The sequence below is a fragment of the Mesorhizobium sp. M7A.F.Ca.US.011.01.1.1 genome (genome assembly GCF_003998295.1).
Taxonomy (GTDB): domain Bacteria; phylum Pseudomonadota; class Alphaproteobacteria; order Rhizobiales; family Rhizobiaceae; genus Mesorhizobium.
Genome location: NZ_RZRT01000065.1, coordinates 1 through 22130, shown reverse-complemented (window position 1 = coordinate 22130; position 22130 = coordinate 1). Strand labels below are relative to the sequence as shown.

Below are 22130 nucleotides of genomic sequence, written 5' to 3'. Positions count from 1 at the left end.
CAGGCCGGCGCGACACAATTTTGTCCTGCTTGCGACAGTGCAAGTCCAAATCCGTTCAGAAGCACGAAGCACTCCTTGTCGCGCACAGGGCGCGCAAGACCACTGGCCTGACGATTGGCTCATCAGGCTCTTAGAAGTTCCTTCACCTCGATACTATGCCGGCGTATCGCCTAGCCGACTTGTCGCAGCTTGAGGCCGAGAATTCGAGCCGCATTAGCCTGAACCCAGCCGGCCTTCTCCATTGTGTCGATCAGCCGTCACGCTTCGTCCGCCGCGGTCCCAGCCCCCGTCCGGCCGTATCGTTAGAATCGCAAGTGGCCATCTCGTGTTCAGGCGGGCGCCGATGCGCCGAACCGGCATCGTGCTGGCCCGTGAGAGCTCGTCGATGACATTGCCACGTTCCGAAAGATTGGTTCCTTCCAGAGGAGAACGCCAAGCACGCAGTTCTCCGGCTCGCGGACGTTGCCGGGGAAATAGCATTGCGAGATCAGCTCAACTGCCGACGGCGCAAAGCCATGGTTCTCCATATTTCAAGGGTAAGCGCTGTGTCCTTCCAGGAGGACCCGCGATCTGTGGGCCTGCCGATTCTGAGGTGGATCGGAGATCGGCTTGTGTCTGAACTTGAACTTACGATTGACCCTGAGCGGCAGCCTCGGCGTTTTCGAGGGTGATCAACGGCGCTGTTGGTCGGCGGCATTGGTCGATGGACGACAAGGCACGGAGTCATCTCCGAGACCCTGGAGCCGACGCGGTGATCTCGGAGGTTGCCCGGCGCTACGGGCTGCGGCCGCGGCGGAACGCTCGCAAGCTTGCGACGTCGGCAGGACAGGCCACTCCCGCCTAGTGGTTTCGGTGGCGCCACCGGAACGACCCGTTGGGCCTACATCCTTGCACCAGAGCTCAAGGCCACGGCCTGAGAATCGGCCGCCGCTCCCCCTACTTGGTTCCTCAGCCGACAGCGCTAAGAAGGAGAGCAACTTCCGTCGGCGCGAGGATCATTGCGTCGTGGCCAGTGGCGAGTTCCTGCCACGCCCAGCCATCCTGCTTCGCGACCCATTCTCGCGCTCCCGCCATCGGCGGGTGGAGTGGATTAGTGCAGACGACATAGGTTCGGGGTCTGCCGTTGCCGAGCGGGTGCTCGAGCTTAAGTCCGCTTTCGTAGGTGCCTGCCGGATGCGGTGTTATCCGGCGCCGCACCCAGTCCGTGAGCGAGTGTCCCTCGGGAGTGCCGAATGCTGTTGGCGGCGGAGTCGGCATGAAGATACCCCGTCCTTCCTCCGCAACCAATTTTCGACGGGCGGCGACGATGTCGGGGGGCATGGTGCTGAATACACTTTGACCGCTCTCGACGATGGCGCCGTCGAGATAAACGAGATGGCTGATATGGTCGGGTATCCGGTCGGCGGCGCCGGTGATGCTGATGCCGCCTAGACTGTGACCGACAAGGATCACATCGCTCAGCTCTTCCGTTACAATGTGGTTGACGATGTCGGTCACGAATGTGTCGGGCGTGATGTCCTTGCACAGCAAACGTGCGCGTTCGCCGACACCTGTCTGGGTAGGCGTGGTCACGTGGCATCCCATCTTGCGAAGATTGGCGGCGACGTCCCGCCAACACCATCCGCCATGCCAGGCACCATGCACTAGCACATACGTCTTTATCATGGATTGTGCCGTTCCATTTGCTCACCGGCCGTTGTGGCTGCCATCCGGCACGATGGCCGGACATTGTCCAAAGGGGCTCGACCACGTTACCGGTGGTAAGTCCGGCACAGGCGCCCCGTGGCCTGAGGATACCCCTACCAAGTCGAGGAAACTTGAATTGCGAAACCCAATATTCACTAGCTCTTTGCAAGTGGATGGAGAGGCTCATGGTGTGCCGCAGTTGCTCGCTGCCGGCATGCTCTTGGCACCGGCTGATCATCCGAACTTGAACAGGACACCAAAGCCGCCGCGCGGATAGTTCCACTCGATGTCGCCGCCTTTCTCGCACAATATCCGGCAGGTGCCGCATTCCATGCAGCCGTCGGCGGTGATCTCGACTTGACCCTTGTCATTCAACTCATAGCATTTCGCCGGACAGACGTAGGTCAACGCAAGCAAGTTCGCGCTTGGCTTGTCGTGCGGTCGCACTATGATATGGGGGCGGCCGGAATCGACCAGATAGCGGTTCTGGTAAAGTTTGTCCTCGACACGAACCTTCGTCACTGCGATCGTCATCTTGTACCCTCTTCAGCGCCATGCCAATGCCAGGCGGACCGCGTCGCTGACCAACCCCCAGCGCGAGCGCGCGTTGATGAAGGCGGCCGTGGTGTTCTTTTCCTTCTCGATCTTCGGCGTGCCGTCGACACGCATGAAGGTCTGAGCGGCATGCGACATCAACCGCGGATAGCTGTCAAAAAAGTTGCTGGAATTGGTGTGGAGTAAGGCTGGCATGTCCTTGTATTTCTTAAGATCCTTGATCACAAAGGAGTCATCCAGCATCGTCTTGTAGAGCGCAAGGTTCGCTTTGGTCATAGGACCGTTGCGGCTTTTGACTTTGATGATCGCCTCAGCCGCGACACGACCCGAGGTCATGGCAAGGTTCGAACCCTCACGGTGAATGGCATTGTTCAGTTGCGCTGCGTCGCCGACGATGACCCAACCGTCGCCGAATAGCTGCGGAATGGCCCTGTAACCACCTTCGGGGATAAGATGGGCGGCATATTCTTTCACCTCCGAGCCAGCGATCAGCGGCCGGATCGAAGGATGGTTTTTCATCGCATCCAGGAGGGCGGACGGGCTCTCCATCGTCGCGGCGAAATCCGAGACCAGGCAGCCGATGCCGAGTGAAATCGACTCCTTATTGGTGTAAAGGAAGCCGAGCCCGGCCATGCTGCGAGAGATCGTGCCCACGGCCTCGATTACGCAGCCTTCATCGCCCTTCACCCCGAACCGCTGGCCAATGACCTCTTCGGGCAAGAAATGCATTTCCTTGACGGCAATCGCCACGGTCTCCGGCTTCGGCATCTCGCGCAGGCCTGCGCGAGTGCCAAGCAATCCCGACACCCCTTCTGCGAGAACGACCACATTCGCGAAGACCACTCCGCCAGCCCGGTCTGTGCGGACGCCGATCACCTTGCCATTGCCATCACGGACGAGTTCCGTCGCGGTCGTCTCACACAGGACCGTCGCGCCAGCCTCGCGCACCTTGCGGGAAAACCATTTGTCGAACTGGGCGCGGATGATCGTGTAGCGGTTGGGTTTCGCCTCATTGAAGTCGTCCGACCGGTAATGAATTCCGGTGTGAGACGTGTCGTCCATCACCCAAAGTCGCTGTTCGACCAGGTGCCGCTCGAGGGGCGCATCATCCCGGAAGTCCGGGATGATCTTCTCCAGCATGTTCGCGTACATTATGGCACCCTGGACGTTCTTAGAGCCCGGATATTCCCCGCGCTCCAACTGCAGGACCTTCAGCCCCTGGCTTGCCAAAGTGTAAGCAGCTGCGTTTCCAGACATGCCGGCTCCGACCACAATGGCATCGAATTGTTCAATCATGTCCTCTCCCTCAACTCGCAAGCTTGTCTCGACTGTGCGGCGACAGCCGCCGGGTGAAGGCTTCCGTCAGTGCGGGCAGGAAGCGGATTGCATCCGTGACGATCCCGAGGTGGGCGAACTCGAAAATCGGCGCGTTCGGATCGGTGTTGATCGCGACGATGAGATCGGCCCCCTCGACCCCAACTCGGTGCTGGATGGCGCCGGAAATTCCGGCCGCGATGTAAAGCTTCGGTCGAATGGTCTTGCCAGTTTGTCCAATCTGTCGATCAGCCGGCATCCAGCCCTTCTGGACCAAGGGGCGCGAACAGCCATGCTCGGCGCCGATCGCTCGGGCAAGATTCTTCACAAGCTGAAGGTTCTCCGCCGCTCCGAGACCGAGGCCTCCCGCAACCACGACATCCGCATAGGCAAGATTTGCCATTGCCGACTGGTTATCCGGTAGGAAGCCGAGGACTTTGGTGACGATATCGTCCTCAACGAGCGACAGCTTGTGCCGCATGACACGCCCGACCGGCTTATCCACCCGTTGCGGCATAGGCATGACCCTTGGTCGCACCGTCGCCATTTGCGGCCGGTAATTTAGTGTATAGATCGTACACAACAATGAGCCACCAAAAGTCGGACGGGTCGCGGCGAGTGAACCGTCGGAATCTACATCAAGTTCGGTGCAGTCGGCCGTGAGCCCCGTCTGCAGGGTCGTCGCTACCGAGCCTGCAAGATCCCTGCCCAGTGTGGTCGCGCCGAGAAGGAGGATTTCGGGTTTATGGGTATTGACCAGATCCGTGAGCGCCTTGGCGAACGGCTCGTTCCGGTAGTCGGCGAGCGGCGGCGCATCGACGATGTAGACAAGATCCGCCCCGTAAGCGAAGGCCTCGGCAACAGCGTCCTCGACCATCTCGCCCGGCGGTCCCAGCACGACGCCCGCGAGCTGGACTTCAAGCTTGTCGGCTAATTTGCGGCCTTCGCCCAGCAGTTCGAATGATACAGGATGCACATTGCCGCGTTCGAGCTCGAGGAAGACCCACACGTGCCGGTAGTCTTTGAAACGGTCGGGAAGTTCTTTCTTTACACCGGCACGGCCGGGGGCAATGCGAGGGGTAGTTTGGCTTGCGGTCGACATTTTCTGCTCCTGGCCGTCACGTGCCGCTGTTGAAGGCCAGCTCATGTTCCAGCGCCGGCCGGCGGGTTAAGATATCGGCGATGAGTTCATCGGCTATGTCCTGCAAGCCCCTTTCCGCGGTGTCGATCTGCGCCGCCCTTTCTGCCCGTGCGGTGGGGGCGAAAACACGCTTGACGACTGTAGGCGAGCCACGCAGACCGCACCGGGTGAGATCGTCAATGCCGGCGTCGGCTGCAGTCCACTTCACGACTTGGCTGCGCGCCGCGCACAGAGCCTGCTGGAGCGAGCCCCGGCGGATTTCGTTGGTGTCTTCCAGCATGGTAATGAGGCAAGGGAGTCTGCTCTTCAGCAACTGGGTGCCGCCTTCGGCGCGACGAGCGACTTCGATCTCTCGCGTATCGAGATCGATGGAGGCAATCTTCGCGACATAGGTAAGTTGCGATAAATCTAGGCGCTTGGCTATGCCCGGTCCGACCTGGGCGGTATCGCCGTCAATCGTCTGCTTGCCGGTGAAGACGATGTCCGGCCTGCCGAAAGTCTCCCCAATTTTTGCGATTGCTTGCGAAAGAGCAAAGGAAGTCGCCAGCGTATCGGATCCGGCAAAATAGCGGTCCGTCAAGAGAACTGCTCGGTCAGCACCGTAACCGAGCGCCTTTCGCAGCGAGTCCTCCGCCATGGGCGGACCCATTGTGAGCACAGTAACCTCGCCACCATGAACGTCGCGCAGTTTGAGCGCTTCTTCGAGGGCGAACAGGTCGTAAGGATTGATGATGGTCGGAACACCCTGACGCATGATCGTGTTCGTCACCGGGTGCACGCGGATCTGTGCCGAATCCGGCACCTGCTTGATGCAGACTACGATATGCATTGGCGGTTTCTCTAAGCTCCCAGTCCGGATTCGTGCTTGGCGGTTCACCTCATTGCCTGCATCGTTCATGCCAAGTCGTCTTCCTGCCTCTATTCCAGAAGGTGGCTTCGTTTGCTTCCGAGGAGGCGTCATGAGGACTGGATTTGTCGACTTCTCGACATTGTCGCGTCGCAGCCGTGTCGGGCTCATTACTTTCCGAACCGCTTCAGTGCAGAGTCGAGCGGGACGAAGGCGCGGCCAGGTGCGGGACATATGTTTGGATCGTGGTCCCTTAGCACCTTGAACACACGTTGCGTGAGCGGCGAGGAAGTCGCGAAATCTTCGTAGGCGCGTTCCAGCTTGGCGCGCACCCGCGCGGCGATTACCTGGTTAGGCAGACCGGAGAAATCTTCTTCGGCAAGGTATTGGCCCACGCGCTTCATGATATGGAGCCGCGAGACATTCATCACTTTCGGGTCGTAGGAGACGTCAAGGCAGGCGAAGAAGTCCTCCGCGGCCGACAGGCCCTTCAGTCGCGCTAGGATATCGGTGCGATCGATCGGGCGGCTATCAGCGGAGCAGTTCATTGTATTCTCCCGGCGCGAAATTGTGGTGTCGATGCATTGGTGACATTGCTGACGGCGTGCCGACCTCTGGCACGGCGGCTGGGCAAGAGACTTGGCGATCTCAAGCTTTTCTGAAGTGGTGAAGGCGACCCCGAGTTTAACTGCTCTCCTTGCGCAGGGTCGTCACGTTGAGGAAGACCTCACGGCTCGTCGGCTATTGTGCCGCTCGGACCCGGGCCGGAATGAAGCTGTTCTGCACCTCGCCCGCACAGTCCAGCACTGGGAACGGCCCGTAGCTTCTCGGTGATCGCAGGCAGGACCTCAAGCACGCGGTCTACGTCATCTTCGCCGTTGTCACGCGACAAGGAGAAGCGGACTGCCCCACATGCCGCGTTCATAGCGATCAGAACATGGCTCGGTTCCAGTGAGCCAGAGGCACAGGCGGACCCGGCGGAACAGGCGATTCCCAGCCGGCTCAGGACAATTGGAATTGCATCGCCTTCGATACCTTCGAATCCAATGTTTGCAGTGTTTGGCAATCGCTCTTGCGGATCGCCGTTGATGGATGTGTTTGGGATGCGCTGGATGATCCCGTTCTCAAGGCGGTCGCGCAACCATTTTATTCGTTTTGTCTCGTCCATGAATTTCAAGGCGAGTTCGGCCGCCATGCCCAGTCCGACTATGCCGGGTGTGTTTTCAGTGCCTGCACGCCGGTCGCGCTCTTGGTGCCCACCCTTGATCATGGAGGAGAAGCGCACGCCACGTCTTACATAAAGCGCGCCTATCCCCTTTGGACCATGCAGCTTGTGGGCGGAGAGCGACAGCATGTCGATCGCGGTCGATTTCAGCTCAATCGGAAGCCTTCCGACCGCCTGCACTGCATCAGTGTGGAAAAGCGCGCCGACTTCCCTGGCTAGATCGGCAAGCTTAACCACGGGAAAGATCGTACCGGTCTCATTGTTCGCCCACATTATCGAGACGATTGCCACTTGTGGGGTGAGGGCGGTTCTGTAGGCGTCCAGGTCGAGCCGGCCGTAGTGATCGACTGGGATAATGTGCACCTTGACGCCGCGCGTCTTCTCAAGGTGCGCGCACAACTTCAGAACGGCCGGATGTTCAACCGCGGAAGTCACTATTTCCGTTCGGTCGGGCATCACCTCCAGCGCCGAAAGGATGGCTGTACTGTCGCTTTCAGTCCCGCCCGAGGTGAAGATGATCTCGTCCTCGAATCCCGCGCCGATGAGGGCTTGCAACTGTTGCCTCGCCTTTCTCACGGCTTCAGCAACCGATGCGCCATAGGCGTGCATGGACGAATGATTGCCAAATTGCTCCGTAAAGAAAGGCAACATCGCTCCAACGACTGCAGGATCAACCCGCGTCGTTGCGTTGTTGTCGAGATAGACAGGGTTCATGGGAGTGATCCTTCAACTGCTGAAATGATTCAAGGGTAGTCGGGCCATTGAACCTCTGGCGCATATCGTATCTGGTAAGGTGGGCGGCCGGGGGAGCGATGGCTTGGCTGACCGGTCGCTGTCGACATTGCCCTTTGGTGGCGGCATCCGCCGGGAATTCAGCTGTTTCGGGCAATTTTGTTTGCTTGCCCACGGCAACGATCGATGATCGCGATTTGGTGCATCACCGAACGCAATTGTTCCGGGCCGACAGTGCGTGTCGGCCGGTTCCAGAGCGCCGGCGGTTACCGGTTCGACGCAGTATTCCTTGGCGTCGCTATAGTCGAACATAGCCTGTTCCCTCGCAATCATTTGCAGGACTTGCCGCAGCCGCACGTCTCACGCGCATTGGGGTTATCGAAAACAAAGCCGGATGTTTCGAGCCCAGTGACGAAGTCCACGGTCATGCCGGCGGCATGGGGTTGGGAGCCTCTATCCATGAACACCTTGAGCCCATCTCGCTCGATGATCGCATCGCCCTCACGTGAGACGCTCTCCAGGCCCATTGAGTATTGGAAGCCGGCGCAGCCGCCGGCATGGACCATGATGCGAAATCCTTCCGCCGGCTCGCTGGCGCGGTAAAGAGCGGCCTTGATGGCGGCAACAGCGTTGTCGGTGAGCGTAATCATGGCTCGATTTCTCCTCGGTCCGGCGTTTTCGTGGATCATCTCGCATGGACCGTGCCAAAGGGAAGACGTGTCAAAAACCGTAGGACATCCCGACGTCTCTTATGCTCGATTGCTGGGGAGACGTCCGACAACCGACACTTACTGTCGGGTTTGTCGCGTCCGCGTCACAGGAAGGGCGCCTGAGTTCGCGATGCACTCACGCGTAAAGCAATGAACAGAGCCAAAGATGTTCAGAGCTTGCCGCGGAGCAACTGGCACGATTTTTGTGAAGCCTTCGTTGCGGCGGCAAAATTGCCGGCCGATTCACCTTTGGGTTGCCCTCGCAATCGAAGAACGAAGGAAAGCAATATGATCCATCAGACCCGCCTTGGTGGGAAAGCAGCACCGCCGGTGGTACCCGAATGCTCGATCGGCCGATTGGCGCCGACCACCCAACAATCGCTCGCTACCGGCGATTGGCCGCTGACCGCCCGGAGACAGGATTCGACTGGCATGTGCCTGACGATCGATCGCGTCCGCCGTGCACATCCCTGAGGCCCGTTTTTCGATCGATCGTCAAAAGAAGAACGGGGCAGGGGTAAAAACATGGATCAGCGCAAGAAGCGGTCGCCCAACGAAATCCGGCGTGCGTGGGAAGTCTGTCCGAACATTCCCGCGCGTGATTTCGCCGCCCAATTGGCCATTTCGGAAGCGGAACTGGTCGCGGCCCATTGCGGTTTCGGCGCGGCACGCATCGACCCGCGCGTCAATCACCTTCTGACGGGCCTCGAATTCGTGGGCGAAGTGACGGCGCTGACCCGCAATCAAGGTGCCGTGCACGAAAAGATTGGCGTCTTCAACAGAGTGATAACCGGCAACAATCACGCCATGGTCCTTGGTGACGAATTCGACCTTCGCGTCTTCCCGCAGGCTTGGAGGTATGGTTTCGCTGTTGAAAGGCGCCATCGCGGCGGAATCCAGCGCAGTTTGCAATTCTTCGACGCCGCCGGCGCAGCAGTGCATAAGGTGCATCTCAGGCCGGTCTCCAACCTTCATGCCTATCGAAAGCTGGTGGCCGAGCTCGTATCCGCCAACCAGGAGCCGACCATGTCGCTTAAGGCGAGAGTAGCCGACCTGGGCGCGAGGACTGCGGACTGGGCCGGCACGGTGGACGACCTACGCGAGTACTGGAGCCGGCTGACTGACGTCAACCTTCTAAAGACGCTCAAGCTCAGCCGCTGCCAGGCTTTGCGCATGGTCGGCCAGGATTACGCTTGGCTGCTCGACAATGCCGCAGTTGGCGCCGTGCTCCAGCGTGCGGCCGAAGACGAATTGCCGATCATGTGCTTCGTCGGCAACCGAGGTTCTATCCAGACCCATTCCGGCTTAATCAAGTCGGTCAAGCAGATCGGGCCGTGCATCCATGTGCTGGACGAAACGTTCCGGCTGCATCTCAGGACCCACCAAATCCGTGAGGTTTGGGCCGTGCGCAAGCCGACCAATGACAGTCACGTCACCTCGCTCGAAGCATATGGGTCCGACGGCAAGATCATCATCCAGTTGTTCGGTGCGCGCAAGGAAGGCGAACGCGAGCGCGACGACTGGCGGGTTCTGGCGGAAAACCTGCCTCGTTTCCCCGACAGCTACATGAGAAAAGACCGATCGTCGTCGGTGGGACGCCGGCGCCCATCTGCCTCCGCAGCCAGTAGCCGGGCATTGAAGCCGAGACCGGGGACACGATGACGCAATAAGCGCGCTGTATTATCGCAACGCGATGAGCAGGAAGCAATTTGGCGCTGCCCCATCGACCGCATGGTTACGACGAAGCCGCGGCCTTTGGGCCGAGCTCAGAGGTGACAATAGCGTGAACGCCGCCGACCGTCACTCCCCACCAGGCGGTCAGGTTTTGCGGTTCGGGCCGAGCAAAAATACTGTCAAGACAGCGAGGAACGTGGCAACCGCGCTGTAGACAAAGACACTGGCAATACCCGTGTGATCCACCAATAGGCCACCGCAAGTTGTGCCGGCTGCGATGGCCACTTGGAAGGTTATGACCATCAGTACACCAGCGCTCTCGGCCTGTTTCGGAGCGGCGCGTAGCACCATCCATGTCTGCAATCCGACCGGGACCGCGCCAAAAGCAAAGCCCCATACGGCAACTGCAATTGCCGAGGTCAAGGCCGATGCTCTCATGGTCAGGAGCGAGACAGCGGCTACGGCAATGAGCAGGGGCGGCAGGGCCGCGACCGCCTTGAGACTGTGTTTGGTGAGGAATGCGCCGGCTAAATTGCCGAAGACGCCGGCCGTGCCAAAAGCAAGGAACACGAGCGGGATTGACTTCTTGTCGAGCGCAGGAACGCTCTCGAGAAAGGCGCGGATGTAGGCGAAGCTGGCAAAATGGCCGGAAGCGACCAATAGCACGACTAGCACCGCAACCTTCATCGCCGGATTCTTCGCGACATCCAGCGGACTGCGGAATCTGCGCACTTCGATCGGAGGCAGTGGCGGAATGGTTACGAGTTGCACGAGCAGCGCAACGGCACTCACGATTGCGGCGACCTTGAACGAGGCTCGCCATCCCCAAATGTCACCGACATAAGCGCCGATTGGAGCCGCGCAGACGGAGGCGACAGAAACGCCGGTGAGGATGACCGACATGGCGCGCGGCATGAGGTGACTTGGAACCAGCCGCATCGCCAACGCTGCCGAAATTGACCAAAAACCACCAAGCGATATGCCAAGGACGACGCGTGCCGCCAGCAAAACCGGCAGCGACCCCGCAACCTCCGCCAGAACGTTCGACAGGATCAGCAGGAGCGTCATCGCCCAGATGACGACCCTGCGGTCCAGACGCTTTGTCACGATGGCGATTATCGGTGCCGAGATCGCCGCGACGATTGCGGCCGCTGTTAGCGCCTGTCCAGCCGTGCCCGTGGTGATACGGAGATCATGCGCGAGCGGTGTCAGAACGCTGGCGGGCAGAAACTCTGCCGTCACAAGCCCGAAGGTGCCGAAGGAAAGCGAAATGATGGCACCCCATGCAGGGCCAGAACGTTGATAGGGACTTTCTGGGTCAAGCCGATCTCGGTCGAACAAAGCCGCGTCCACTAAATCTGTCGCCGATTCGGTCATGAATGAGTTCTCCGGCTAGGAGCTGTTGCAGCAGGGGTGGCTACATCGCCGGGGATCAAAGCCGCGAGACCTTCCGGCGGCGGCCAGTCGGCATCAGTCGAGGCCTCGGAGCCCGACGCATCCGAGGCCTCATCGGAGGGCCGACGGACCCAACCGTCGACAATGCGGGAGAGTTCTCGGCGCGGTCGCATCGATCGCATTCGTCGAAGTGCGGTCTGTTCACTGCGAACCAAGCAAGCCGAACGCGGTGTCCTCGATCGAGGCCTTGATGGGGGGATGATCGACGATCTCTATATTGCTTTGAAGCAGGAAGTTCCGTCGCCATATGTGGTTATCCTGGCAGCCAGAATTGAGCGGTTGTCGCAAGCACCAAGGCGGTCGCAATGAGTGCAACGAGGCGGAAGTCTGATCGATGGCTGCGGTTCGATGGCCGCGCGATCGACAAAATTGAGGTGATGAGTTATCCCTTTTGAAGCCGTTGCTCCCAATTCTGGGATAAGGTAATTGCAGGCGGTCCCAGCAACGTCGGGCGGCCTTTTTGGTGATCGAATTCATGGGACGACACTCTCGGTCCGTGACGCATCTGCGAATGACTCCGCAAGTTCCGTGCCATCAACGACAAATCTGGCTCTGCTGAGCGGGTGGTGGAGGCACGAGCGTGGGCTATCCCAAGAGCTTGCCGCAAGGTTGTTCGAAGTTGAGGTGCCGGATAGACCGCAAATATGTCGGGCGGCCTGGGGTTGGCCAACACGAAGATGCGCAAGTTCAAAAGGACGAGCTGAACCCTTGCCGATATCCATCCGAGGCTGATCTGGAGAAGGTCAAGAACTGCGTCTTGAAGGCTTCCGCCGCACCGGCAAATGCTAAGCCAAGGTGCTGGGCAAGATGGACAGGGCCATCCAACCCGTCGACTGGACGCTCATTAATGGCGTCGGTGTGGCTCTGTAGCTGGCGAGAAAAACGCCCTGCTGAAAGACAAAAGCTCGTGTGGCCGGCTCTGAAGGACGGCCAATGAGGCATGCGAGGAGAGGCTATAGTCCATTCGTGTAGACTGATCTTGTCCTACGGAGGCGGCTAACCACCCCGCCAGACATCATCGAGGGGAGCGCCACTAGGCTCACCCCAAGTGTTGGTCGTTTCCACCTGGTGACCTCGGCCAAGTCACCAAGCCGCTTAGCGCAAGCTTTCGAACTGGATGCTCCCCGGGCACATGATCGGCTAGCGATCCCACCAGTTGAGTTGCTCCAAGTCGCTGTCTAGCATTCTACATTCTGTGTCCGACGCTGGACAAGAATGTTGCAATCCCGACCAGCAAGTCAGCGCAGGCGCCACCTGTTGCCCAGCAAACGGCAAGGATTATCGAAAGACGAATTCGGCACGGAGCTTGCACCGACGATTGCATGCAAATGCCGACAGCATCTCATGAACGGTCTCTCGATTCTGGCGCGGTTAAATCGCGGCCGGTTCCAGATCATGTCCCGCCCGAAATGGTGAGGGACTTCAACCTGTTTACGTCGCCCGGCATGTTGCCGACGGCTAACGGGGATCCGCATGCAGCGGTTGCTTGCGTTCATGCCGGGCCTCCGATCTTTTATTCAACCAGCAACACGCGCGACGGTCGGGGTACCTGGGTCATCACTCGCGCGAGCGACCAGCGCCGGGTGCTGCAGGACACCGAAACGTTTTCCAGCCATCGCAGCATCTTCGCCTCTGTGCTCGGCGAGAGCTGGCCGATGATCCCGCTTGAGCTCGATCCGCCATTCCACGGTGTTTTTCGCTCACTGCTCAATCCGCTGCTTTCGCCAAAGCGGGTAATGGCATTGGAGCCGGCTGTCCGGGAACGAGCGATCAAGCTGATCGACAGGATCGCCGCATCAGGCACGAGCTGCGACATCATGAAGGATTTTGCAGTTCCGTTCGCGGTCAATATCTTCCTTCGCTTTATTGGGCTTTCGGACAACGGACTAGAAACATTTGTCGGCTGGGCTAGAGATCTGCTCCACGGCGATAAGGAGCAACGACCACCCGCAGCCCGGACGATCGTGGCCTTCATCGACGAACTTGCCACCGAGCGCCGCAAGGAGCCGGTCGATGATTTCATGACCTTCATCGTGAAGGCAAAGGTCGAGGGTCGTCTGCTCAGTGACGAAGAAGTCCGTGGCATCGGCGTGCTTGTGTTCGTCGCGGGACTCGACACGGTCTCAGCAGCCATATGCTTCGACTTGGCCCATCTCGCGCGCAACCCCAAAGATCAGGAATTGCTACGAAGCGAACCTGACCGGATTGCCGTCGCTGCGGAAGAATTGCTGCGCGCCTATTCGACCATTCAGATGATCCGAGTGGCAACGAAGGATGTCGACTTCAAAGGCGCGCCGATCCGCAAGGGAGATTATGTTTCCTGTGCCACGATGATTGCCAATCGTGACCCGGCGGAATTCGAATGCCCGAATGAGATCGATCTGGCGCGCGAGGACAACCGGCACGCTGCCTTTGGCTATGGTCCCCATCGTTGTCTTGGCTCACACCTTGCCCGGCGGGAGATTGTCATTGGCCTGGAGGAGTGGCTGGCGCGCATCCCAGCCTTTCGGATCAAGACAGGGACTGAACCTATCACCTTCGGCGGCCATGTGTTCGGGATCGAGAATCTGATCCTGGAATGGTCCTGAAGTTTCAGCCAACGACATTGGAGTTCGCTATGCGTGTCGTCGTACATAAAGCCAGATGCCAGGGTCATGCGCGCTGCTGGGCGCGGGCGCCGAGAGTCTTCAAGCTTGATGACGCCGGCTACATCTTGCCCGGTGATATTGATGTTGCCGATGGGGAGCAACTGCTTGCCTCAAAAGGGGTACGAGCCTGCCCCGAACAAGCTCTGGAAGTTGACGAGCCCCCCGCTAACTCAGTTGTAGAGAGAGACACACGCAAAGTGCAGACTGGCATCGGGAAGGACAAAACAATCATACAATTCGCGACAGACCCTGTCGACCACGCGAAAATTACCGAACTGCGTGACCGAGAGGCGATCCGCAACTGCCTGTATCGGTACTGCCGCGGGATAGACCGCGCCGATGAGGCGGCGCTGCGTAGCGCATACTGGCCCGAAGCGTATGACAGGCACGGTCCCTATTGCGGACCGGCAGAGGACTTCATCCAATTTGCTCTCGGTCTGCCGGGGCACCGTAACATCCATCAAATCACGAACAGCCTGATCGACTTCATCAGTTCAGCAGAGGCCGCGGTCGAGAGCTATTTCACCGCGCTGCAACGCGGACCGGATACAGACCAAGAAATACGTCAGACGCTGCTTTGCGGCCGTTACTGCGATCTGTTTCAGAAGAGGCAGGACGAGTGGCGAATTGCGGAACGGACAGTCGTCTACGATTGGGTTGAGGAGCAAATCCCGCCAGCGATTCTTGAGGCAGATAGGTTCGGCCGGCGACAGCCGATTGGAGCACCACATCCAGACGATCCCATCTACCAGTTGCTCAAGGGTCACATCCCCACCGACCAAGATGGCGTCGAGGGTCCCCAACTGGGAGCTGCATAAGTGGGTAGGAATGGAGGATGAGCGCCCTACGGGAACGACATCTGTGTGGGGCCGCGACTGGCGGTCACTGCAACGATTTGGCTCGGCCCTTCATTCCGCCCAAGGTTGATGGGCTGAGATCACAAGCGGTCATCGTGGAGAAGCTCTCGTGAAACTGGCAGCACGCACCGTAATCATCACAGGCGCTGCGGGCGGGATCGGCCGTGCCCTGGTCGATATCCTTGCCGCGGACGGAGACACTGTAGTTGCGGTGGACCTTCCGGGCAGTGGTGTGGTTGAACTGGCTCGGGATCTCGGGTCGCCGCACGTCGGTCTGGAGTGCGATGTGTCGCGAGAGAAGGACATGCTCTCACTTTTCGGCCAGGTCGAAGCACGGTTCGCGCAAATCGATGTCCTCATCAACAATGCGGCGGTTGGACCCACGATGGATAGGATCATCGACACCGCTGTCGATACCTTCCGACGCGGCGTGACAGTGAACCTTATTGGGCCATTCGTTATGGCCCGGGAAGCGGCGCGGCGCATGAAGCCGGGCGGTGCGATCGTCAATGTGGCTTCGATGGCGGGCGTGGTCGGCAATCCCAGGCGCAACGCCTACGCAGCCTCGAAAGCTGGCGTGATCTCGTTGACAAAGTCCCTTGCATGCGAGTGGGCTATGCGAGGAATCCGCGTCACGGCGGTGGCGCCGGGCTCCGTCCGCACCCCAATGGTCACAGAACTGGCACGCGCTGGCAAAATGGACCTCGCGGCGATACGCCGCCGCGTGCCGATGGGGCGCTTGGCTCGCCCCGACGAGATCGCCAGGGTCGTGCGTTTTCTGAGCAGCACGCAGGCGCGCTACATCACCGGCTCGGTGCTGGCAGTCGACGGAGGCTGGATGTCATTCAACCAGCCGGGGGATGCTCACCCGCCGGTGGATGGTGCGCTCCAAGCCGAGCTCTCCTGTCCGGCCGAATGCACAGATGCGCGAATCGTGCTCGTCACCGGTGGCGCAAAAAGCATTGGCGCGGCCGTCGCTCGCCGCTTTGCCGCGAACGGCGACACCGTCGTGATTGCTGATAAAGATGGCACTGCAGCGGCAGAGCTGGCTACATCGCTCCCCGGCAAGCATCTGGCGAAATCGCTGGACGTGGCCGTCGAGAGCGATGTGGTGTCGATGTTCGAAGAACTGAGGGGACGCTTCGGGTATATCGATGTTCTGGTCAATAGTGCTGATACCGCCGACAGGATTGTGCCTGCGATCGAGCAACTGTCGAAACAGCTCGAACACGTCCTGGATGTCAACCTTACCGGCGCCTTCACCTGCGCGCGCGAAGCGATCAAGGCTATGCGCCCGGGCGGCGTGATCCTCAATCTCGGGTCGATCGACAGCTTTCTGCCGTTCGCGCCGCGCCATGCCTACGGCGCCTCCAAGGCGGGGATGGATATGCTGACCCGTTGCATGGCGGCCGAACTCGGGCCGGTCGGAATTCGGACAGCCACCGTCGCTCCTGGCCACATCCGCACGCCCGCACTTGCTCAGTTGGCCAAAGCCGGCCGCATCGACCTGACAGCAATCGGACGACGCATCCCCATGGGCAGGATGGGACGGCCAGAAGACGTCGCAGATGCATCGTTCTTCCTTGCTTCGTCTGACGCCTCATACATCAACGGCTCGATCCTCTACGTGGACGGCGGCTGGACCTCGTTCGGTGATGCGGGAAACGCCAGCGAGCTCTATGACGAATGTTTTGCGGAGGCCGCAGGTTAATTGCCAGGCCTTCGCAGGGCGACCGGCCGAGCATTATGAAGCCTCGGCTCCACGACGCACCTGAGGTGCTTGAGATCCAAGCATGCGCATGCCGAGCACATTCCCGGTCGGCTGACGTGTCTATAACGAGGAGAAATCATGGAATTTGCCACTTTCATTCTGGCCGCCCAGCGTGGCTATCACCAATCCTCAGAAAGCGTCATCCGCAACTCCATCGAACAGGCCGTCGCTTCGGAGCAGGCTGGGTTCAACACCGCGTGGTTTGCTGAGCACCACTTCAACAATTACAGCCTCATACCATCCCCGCTGATGATGGTGGCGCACTGCGGCGGCTTGACAAGCACGATTCGCCTGGGCACTGCCGTCTGCGTGCTGCCGCTTTACCAACCGCAGCGCCTGCTGTCCGAGATCGGCTTCGCCGACATCGTTGCGAACGGCCGTCTCGAGCTCGGCGTAGGCTTGGGATACCAGCAGTTCGAGTTCGAACGGTTCGGCGTGGACATCGATGAGGCGCCGGCCGTCTTTTCGGAATACCTGGACATCATTCTCAAGGGCCTCAACCAAAACGTCTTCGAACACGACGGCCAGTATGAGAAGATCCCCCCAACAGCGATTTCGGTCCGCACAGTCCAGCAGCCGACGCCGCCTATCTGGATCGCTGGCGGAGCCGCACGGATGGCTCGGGCCTACCGCGAGGGGCACAATTTTTTTGTCACAGCCTTCCACGACGGCTTAGAGACTTTGACCACACTGCGTGAATCAGTCGAGAGGGCGGCGGCATCCGAGGAAAAGAACGTCACCGACGTCAAGATATCGCTGCTGCGCTGCTGCTATGCCAGCCACGACGAGTTGGAGATCAACAGCTATCTCGACAATGCCCGCTTCCAGCGCCGGCTTTCTGAAGCCCTGCATCAGCGTCGCCAACAGAGCCACGATGGCTACCTGCTGCAGGAGACACCGACCCAGCAGGATCTGTCCTTCGAGACCATGCGCAAAAATTTGCCGATTGGCAGCGTAAATCGCGTGATTGATCGCCTGCTGGAAGAGATCGATATCTTGAAACCGGACCAGATCGCAGTTCAGACTCAATTGGGCGACTTCGACCAAAAGACGATGCTGCGCCAGATCGAGCTCTGGGGCGACAAGATCATCCCTGCGGTCAACAAGGCGCTTTGTCATGCCGGAAGCTGAAGCCGGCCGTTACGATGATGGCTGCCTATCCAGCGCGCAATGGCGTGGGTCCGAGCTAGGGAGGAGCTTCGATCAGCATGTGCTGCCCTGCGTACATTCACGTTCGCTTGAGGAGGTCCAGGCGGGCGAGGTGTTGGCGACGGAGGGGACAGGCCTTTCGTCTGTCGAATTGCGTGATGTCTTGGCCGCAACTTTCCCGTCTACCTCCAGCAGCGTATTCGCTTTGGAGGAGTTGAGCGAGCCCGAGCCGGAACTGGAAGAGGAACTGCTACGCCGGCTGCTGCTAGCGCATGCTGCGCCGGCCGACCCGGCGAGCGCCCGCTTGGCCAAGATCATCGCCCGGCGTGCGATGCGCATGGACCATCTTTGGCGGGATCTTGGCCTCTCAAATCGCGCTGAGCTCAGCCGCCTGCTTGCCAGACATTTTCCCGCGCTGGCGGCAGGCAACACAGAAAACATGAAATGGAAAAAGTACTTTTACCGCAAGCTGTGTGAGGCCGAAGGCTTTTCGTCATGCACAGCACCCAGTTGCGGGGAATGCCATGACTTCGAAAGCTGCTTCGGCCCGGAGGAAGTTGAGAGTCGCCTCTCGCCGACCACGAATGTCGGTTAGTCACTTCGCTTGATCGCAGCTGCGGACAAACGCTTATCGCGGCGCCGTCGTATGGAGGAAGGGATGTTCATCGCCTCGCGATATTTGGTGACGGTACGGCGAGCGACATCGATGCCGGTCTCCTTGAGTTGAGCAACGATGTCTTCGTCGGAATGTACCTTGTCGAGCGATTCTTCGGCTATGATTGCCTTGATCCGATGGCAGACAGCTTTGGCGGAGTGCGCATCGCCGCCCTCGCAGGATGCGATTGGCGCAGCGAAAAAATACTTCAGCTCGAACACCCCGCGCGGAGTCAACATGTACCTGTTCGAAGTCACCCGGCTTACCGTCGACTCGTGCATGCCGATCTCGTCAGCGACATTTTTGAGACAGAGAGGCCGCAGATGGGCGGCGCCGTGTGTAAAAAAGGCATCCTGCTGGCGCACGATTTCGGTCGCAACCTTAAGGATCGTCTTAGCGCGCTGCTTGAGACTGCTGATCAGCCAGTTCCCTTTTTCCTGGCAATTGTCGAGAAACGCTTTGCCTTCCGGATTTTGCTTGGTCAGCTGCGAGATTTCGGCGACATAGGTGTGGTTGATCAACACTTTGGGCAGCGTGGCCGGATCAAGCTCCACCCGCCATCCACCTTCGGACTTGGGCATTACCCAGACGTCCGGTACGATGGTTTCCGGCGTCCCGGACTGGAACCGGTCTCCAGGCTTGGGATCGAGCGCGCGGATTTCGTTCCTCATGTCGAGGAGATCCTCCTCGTCGACTCCGCAACGCTGCTTCAATCCCTGAAAATCCCCCCGTGCAAGCATCTCGAGATTGGCGACCAAAGCTGCCATAGCCGGGTCGAACCGGTCTTGCTGGCGCAGCTGAATCTCCAGGCATTCGCTGAGAGTTCGCGCAAAAATGCCCGGCGGATCAAATTGCTGCAAGATTCCGATGACCCGTTCCACATCAGCTTGCCGAACGTTTAACGTCCTGGCCAGATCGAAAAGGTTTACCTGAAGATAGCCAGTGTCCTCCAGATGAGCGGCGAGCTGTCCGGCAATCAGCCGCTCCTGGGGGGTGAACGGGTTGAGGGCGACCTGGCGGGCGACATGGTCGTGCAATGTTTCGGTGTGGGCGGTAAACTCCTCGACGGCAGGTCGATCGTTGCCGCTACTGCGTTGCGACTTCCATTGCCCGCGCCCGCCAGACGGCCCGCCAATGGGCGATTCGCCGATTTCGCTTCTGCTTTGACTGCTCCGCTGATCCACCCCTGGCAGCGGCGAATCGTCGTCAAACGGGTCAGGCTTCAAAACGGGGTTCTTCTCGAGTGCCTGCTGCACGAGCTGATGGAGTTCAGTATGCGTCAATCGCAGCAAGCGAATAGCTTCAATGGCTTGAGGCGATAAGACCATACGTTGCTTCTGGCGTTGAAGCAGGCTTGCTGAGAGATGCATGTTGAACCGTGATCTGCCGAGGAGGCTCTAGTGTGTGCTTGGGTTGTGTGAGACTTTCCACTTCTGGGTCATGCCGCCGCCTTCAATTTGTCGAGAACGTTTTGCGGGGATGAAACGCCATAGGGGTCCGTCTCGCAGTTGTCACAGAAGCCTTCCTCCTCGAACCACTGCTCCACCACGCCATCGTCGATCAGAGCGGCGTATCGCCAGGAGCGCATGCCAAAGCCCAGATTGTCCTTCGCGACCAGCATGCCCATTTTGCGCGTGAACTCGCCCGACCCGTCTGGGATCAGCTCGATCTTCTGCAGCCCCAAGGACTTTCCCCACGCATTCATGACGAAAGCATCGTTGACCGAGACGCAGTAGATCGCGTCAATTCGCAGTTCCAGAAATTGATCATAGAGTTTTTCGAAATCGGGCAGTTGGAAGGTCGAGCAGGTCGGGGTGAAGGCGCCAGGCAGCGAGAACAGGATGATGCGCTTGCCCCCGAAATAATCGTCGGAGGTCTTGTTCTCCCACTGATAAGGATTTGGCCCCCCGATCGACTCATCGCGAACACGCGTGCGAAAGGTCACGAGAGGAACGTTCTTTCTATAGGTCATTGATTTGCTTCCAGGCCAAAGTGGTACGGTGCATTTTTCGGTTAAACTGAAGCGGCATCGACTTCGGTCGACAGTTCCGGCAGCCTCGCGCCTTGGCGTGGTTGCCTCGGACCGGTCTTGTGCAAGACCGCCCCCGAGCAGGCACGTTTAACGGCGACGAGCTTCCGCGGAGACGGGGAATTTTGCTCGCGTGCTTTATCGAGCTTTGAGAGGTAGGCATGGTCTGCAACCGTGATTTTGACTGCGTTCTATCGACCGAGTCGCAAGCGCCATGCCAATTGACCCGATGCCTTGGGTTCACTTCGGTTTTTGCAGCAACTTTCGTGTTGTGCAGTAATGCCGGTCGATATTATTGCTCAAGCAGCACTGGAAATTGGGTGCGACTCCGTTCGGCAAACCCGGCCTTTGTCCGAAGCCGGACACGAATGTCGGAAATAGCCAAACGCCAGGATCTGGGGCGGGTTAAGAAACGTTGCCGTGGGCACCGGCTTCAGCACAATTGCGCCACGCGAGCATGGCTCCCAGCGTCAATGCCGTGCAGCAGCGAGACGAAGTCACTGCAGAATATCAACCTCTGCGAAGTCGTTGAAACCCAGCATGTGCGAGCCGTTCGAGGCGCAGATCAAGGCATGCTCGAGGAAGAGCTCGTGCTCTCGGCAGCAAGTGTTGCGACGTCTGACAAGGATCGTCGCGCTTCAAGGAAAAGAACCTGAATGGTGCACGGCTTGTGAAGGCCGGCGCATGGAAATGGCTGGGCTGATCATCCTCCATGAGGGTTGAATGAAGAGCTGGCCCCTATCTCCCTCAGCTGCAACGGGGGGAGATAGGGCATGTCCGTCTATCGCGCTGGGTAACATTCCTCGGTGATGCAATAAGGGGGAGCAATTTCTCATTTCGGCAGACACGACCCAGCTCTCCTTTCATGCGCTGATTCCCCCAGGGGAAATCGCGACTCCAGGCTTCCTATGCAGCGAATCGCGGTGCTGTCCGATGTCCGACAATGTCGGATGCGGATCGTAGCTGGGCTAGATCCGTCACTTTGCCTCGATGGTTTCCCACTGGCCTTATATCTGCTTCGCCCAAATGCGGCGACATAACCTGTGCGGCATCTGTGAATGGATCGACTTCAATCGAGACCTCGGAGGTCCCGATGCGCGAAGGGAGCTTGCCGATATGACGGCCACCATAGCGAACCACGGTCCGGACGACGAGGGGACTTGGATCGGCGGGCCTGCGGCGCTGGGACACCACCGCCTGGCAATCATCGATATCCAGGGCGGCCGCCAGCCGAGGATGCTCCAGGGGGATGGCCGACCTGACTTGGTGCTCGTCTACACGGGTGAGACTTACAACTACCGCGAGCTGCGTCAACAGCTGGCCGGCCTAGTCCATCGCATGAACACGAGCAGTGACACCGAGGTGGTGCTGCACCGCCCCCGCGAGTAGGGCTCTTCGGCGGGTACACTTTTTTCACGAAATCCGTGAATGTTTCTCGCGACATCATCCCGCAATCGGTGGTGCAGCGGGTGAAGAGCCCGTATCCGGCTATCCAGAATGCCGCCTACGACAAAATACTACGTACGCGGTTCACTGTGATGCTGGACGACCTAGTTGTGGAGCTTCAACAGGTTGTCCTCGATCAGGGCGAGGCGACTGATAGGCGTTTTTGACTTTAGGCTGCCATGTGGACGATGCCAATTGTATCTGTGCAGCCAGACAGGCAGTTCGGCGGCACGATG

General features: G+C 59.2%; 18 protein-coding genes and 4 pseudogenes. 9 read left to right on the top strand and 13 right to left on the bottom strand.

Going from position 1 to position 22130, the window contains the following annotated elements:
- Positions 1-170: 170 nt before the first annotated feature.
- The 9 genes and pseudogenes from EOA13_RS31895 to EOA13_RS31850 all read right to left on the bottom strand — a co-directional run.
- Positions 171-257 (bottom strand): annotated as a pseudogene (locus EOA13_RS31895) (helix-turn-helix domain-containing protein); the annotation flags it as partial.
- A 691-nt stretch (positions 258-948) separates the two neighbouring features.
- Positions 949-1665: an alpha/beta fold hydrolase gene (locus tag EOA13_RS31885; RefSeq protein ID WP_063169392.1), complete on the bottom strand. Its 717-nt coding sequence runs from the start codon at positions 1663-1665 to the stop codon at positions 949-951.
- Between the two features lie 255 nt (positions 1666-1920).
- A complete protein-coding gene (locus tag EOA13_RS31880; protein WP_024505235.1) occupies positions 1921-2220 on the bottom strand; it encodes a ferredoxin family protein in 300 nt (99 codons plus the stop codon).
- A gap of 12 nt (positions 2221-2232) precedes the next feature.
- A complete protein-coding gene (locus EOA13_RS31875; protein WP_063169391.1) occupies positions 2233-3537 on the bottom strand; it encodes an FAD-binding protein in 1305 nt (434 codons plus the stop codon).
- 10 nt (positions 3538-3547) lie between these two features.
- Positions 3548-4657: an electron transfer flavoprotein subunit alpha/FixB family protein gene (locus EOA13_RS31870; protein WP_024505237.1), complete on the bottom strand. Its 1110-nt coding sequence runs from the start codon at positions 4655-4657 to the stop codon at positions 3548-3550.
- A 16-nt stretch (positions 4658-4673) separates the two neighbouring features.
- Positions 4674-5525, bottom strand: coding sequence for an electron transfer flavoprotein subunit beta/FixA family protein (locus EOA13_RS31865; protein WP_063169390.1), 852 nt, complete (start codon positions 5523-5525; stop codon positions 4674-4676).
- Between the two features lie 188 nt (positions 5526-5713).
- Complete coding sequence (gene nifW / locus EOA13_RS31860; RefSeq protein ID WP_063169389.1) at positions 5714-6091, bottom strand: nitrogenase stabilizing/protective protein NifW; 378 nt, start codon at positions 6089-6091, stop codon at positions 5714-5716.
- Between the two features lie 179 nt (positions 6092-6270).
- A complete protein-coding gene (nifS, locus tag EOA13_RS31855) occupies positions 6271-7482 on the bottom strand; it encodes a cysteine desulfurase NifS (RefSeq protein ID WP_063169388.1) in 1212 nt (403 codons plus the stop codon).
- 347 nt (positions 7483-7829) lie between these two features.
- Positions 7830-8150 (bottom strand): iron-sulfur cluster assembly accessory protein, encoded by a 321-nt coding sequence (locus EOA13_RS31850; RefSeq protein ID WP_029356570.1) that lies wholly within the window; start codon positions 8148-8150, stop codon positions 7830-7832.
- A 210-nt stretch (positions 8151-8360) separates the two neighbouring features.
- On the opposite strand from EOA13_RS31850, the gene EOA13_RS31845 reads away from it, so the two are divergent.
- Entirely contained in the window at positions 8361-8684 is a 324-nt protein-coding gene (locus tag EOA13_RS31845) for a hypothetical protein (RefSeq protein WP_126066777.1), read from the top strand.
- 51 nt (positions 8685-8735) lie between these two features.
- Positions 8736-9767: pseudogene (locus EOA13_RS31840) on the top strand (ChuX/HutX family heme-like substrate-binding protein); the annotation flags it as partial.
- 261 nt (positions 9768-10028) lie between these two features.
- On the opposite strand, the gene EOA13_RS31835 reads toward EOA13_RS31840, so the two are convergent.
- Positions 10029-11261 (bottom strand): MFS transporter, encoded by a 1233-nt coding sequence (locus tag EOA13_RS31835; RefSeq protein WP_063169386.1) that lies wholly within the window; start codon positions 11259-11261, stop codon positions 10029-10031.
- Positions 11262-12748: 1487 nt separating this feature from the next.
- On the opposite strand from EOA13_RS31835, the gene EOA13_RS31830 reads away from it, so the two are divergent.
- The 6 genes and pseudogenes from EOA13_RS31830 to EOA13_RS31810 all read left to right on the top strand — a co-directional run bounded on the left by EOA13_RS31830 (position 12749) and on the right by EOA13_RS31810 (position 18359).
- Positions 12749-13927 carry a cytochrome P450 gene (locus tag EOA13_RS31830; protein WP_063169385.1) on the top strand — a complete coding sequence of 393 codons (1179 nt, stop codon included), beginning with the start codon at positions 12749-12751 and terminating at the stop codon, positions 13925-13927.
- Positions 13918-14079: pseudogene (locus tag EOA13_RS39070) on the top strand (ferredoxin); the annotation flags it as partial. The gene EOA13_RS31830 and the pseudogene EOA13_RS39070, both read left to right, overlap by 10 nt.
- A gap of 138 nt (positions 14080-14217) precedes the next feature.
- The gene (locus tag EOA13_RS31825) at positions 14218-14805 is read left to right on the top strand and encodes a nuclear transport factor 2 family protein (RefSeq protein ID WP_050580531.1); all 588 of its coding nucleotides are present in this window, start codon (positions 14218-14220) and stop codon (positions 14803-14805) included.
- A 148-nt stretch (positions 14806-14953) separates the two neighbouring features.
- A complete protein-coding gene (locus EOA13_RS31820) occupies positions 14954-16555 on the top strand; it encodes an SDR family oxidoreductase (protein WP_063169384.1) in 1602 nt (533 codons plus the stop codon).
- Between the two features lie 138 nt (positions 16556-16693).
- A complete protein-coding gene (locus EOA13_RS31815) occupies positions 16694-17746 on the top strand; it encodes an LLM class flavin-dependent oxidoreductase (protein WP_063169383.1) in 1053 nt (350 codons plus the stop codon).
- Entirely contained in the window at positions 17733-18359 is a 627-nt protein-coding gene (locus EOA13_RS31810; RefSeq protein WP_063169382.1) for a nitrogen fixation protein NifQ, read from the top strand. Before EOA13_RS31815 ends, EOA13_RS31810 begins: the two co-directional genes overlap by 14 nt.
- Here EOA13_RS31810 and rpoN read toward each other — a convergent pair.
- Complete coding sequence (rpoN, locus tag EOA13_RS31805) at positions 18356-19789, bottom strand: RNA polymerase factor sigma-54 (protein WP_063169381.1); 1434 nt, start codon at positions 19787-19789, stop codon at positions 18356-18358. The genes EOA13_RS31810 and rpoN overlap by 4 nt on opposite strands.
- A gap of 68 nt (positions 19790-19857) precedes the next feature.
- Complete coding sequence (locus tag EOA13_RS31800; protein WP_063169380.1) at positions 19858-20391, bottom strand: peroxiredoxin; 534 nt, start codon at positions 20389-20391, stop codon at positions 19858-19860.
- A 1173-nt stretch (positions 20392-21564) separates the two neighbouring features.
- Between EOA13_RS31800 and EOA13_RS31795 the strand changes: the two genes are divergently transcribed.
- Positions 21565-21837 (top strand): hypothetical protein, encoded by a 273-nt coding sequence (locus EOA13_RS31795; RefSeq protein WP_199489650.1) that lies wholly within the window; start codon positions 21565-21567, stop codon positions 21835-21837.
- 161 nt (positions 21838-21998) lie between these two features.
- Here the strand turns inward: EOA13_RS31795 and EOA13_RS31790 are convergent.
- A pseudogene (locus EOA13_RS31790) lies at positions 21999-22130 on the bottom strand (IS481 family transposase); the annotation flags it as partial.